Source organism: Desulfurellaceae bacterium, assembly GCA_021296095.1.
Lineage (GTDB): Bacteria > Desulfobacterota > Binatia > Bin18 > Bin18 > JAAXHF01.
Map to the genome: position 1 here is coordinate 5,495 of JAGWBB010000155.1, position 1,102 is coordinate 6,596.

2 protein-coding genes are annotated in these 1,102 nt (G+C 60.8%); both read left to right on the forward strand.

Translation table 11 applies throughout. The features are described from left to right. Positions 1-24 precede the first annotated feature (24 nt). Entirely contained in the window at positions 25-495 is a 471-nt protein-coding gene (locus tag J4F42_21935; GenBank protein ID MCE2488184.1) for a nuclear transport factor 2 family protein, read from the forward strand. 20 nt (positions 496-515) lie between these two features. Beyond that, positions 516-1,102: alpha/beta hydrolase (locus J4F42_21940; protein MCE2488185.1), on the forward strand; the 587-nt coding region annotated here is incomplete at its 3' end.

Here is a 1,102-nt window from a genome sequence, read left to right on the forward strand (position 1 = left end):
GGGAAAAAAAGAGGAGGACAGGCCATGGATCTCGAACAGCTCGAACGTCGGCTGCGCGCGGTTGAAGACATTGAGGCGATCAAGAAACTCAAGGCCAAGTACTGCGCGGCGTGTGATGACCAGTATGATGCGGACGCGATTGCGGCGCTGTTTACCGAAGACGCGGTCTGGGACGGCGGCAACTTCGGCGTCCACCGCGGCCGCGAGGCAATTCGTACATTCTTTCAGGGCGCGGCCGAAATTTTTCCTTTTGCCCTGCACCAGGTCATGAACCCGCTGATCGAGGTGGACGGCGATACCGCCACCGGTCAGTGGTACCTCTTCCAGCCGTGCACCCTGGGCGAGCACAACCAGGCGCTGTGGCTGGCCGCCAAGTACGCCGAGGAGTATGTGCGCAGCGGTCAGGAGTGGCAGTTCAAGAGTCTGAAGGTCAACGCCGAGTTCCTAACCCCATTCGAAGAGGGCTGGGCCAAGAAACCCTTTTTCGGCCAATAGCAGTTCTGGGAGAGCAGACCATGCCGTACATCGAGCGGGAGAAGGGCGTCCGGATTCATTACAATCACTACGGCAAGGGCTTTCCCCTTGTCTTTCTACACGGCTTCTCGGCCAACGCCTGGCTGTGGGCCTTTCAGGCCCCGGTCCTGGCCCACCGCTACCACTGTATTGTGATTGAGGCGCGCGGCCACGGGCTGTCATCCAAGCCGCTCAGCGGCTACTCGATCCAGGACATGGCGGCCGACGATGCTGCGGCCCTGGCCGCCCTGGGGGTGGACCGGGCGATTCTGGTCGGCAATTCCATGGGCGGTATGCGGGCCATGCAGATGAGCCTCGATTACCCCCACCTGGTCGCCGGCAATGTCATCATCAGCAGCGCCACCAATCTGAGTCAGTATGCCGACGCGGACGAATTCATTGACAGCCTGCACGACGACTATCAGGCCGCAGCCAATGATGTTGTAGAACGGTGTTTCTCGAAAAAAACCCGCCGAGAGCGGCCCGAAGTGTGTGAGATGATCACCAACAACTTTCTCAACGAGGCCGGGCTTCCCCGCCGGGTGGTGTTCAGCTGCCTGGAGGACCCCAACGGCGTGTGGCGCTGGGA

What these genes read in the sequence shown, in the direction of transcription:
- J4F42_21935 (MCE2488184.1), top strand. Translation starts at nt 25, where the DNA reads ATGGATCTCGAACAGCTCGAACGTCGGCTGCGCGCGGTTGAAGACATT.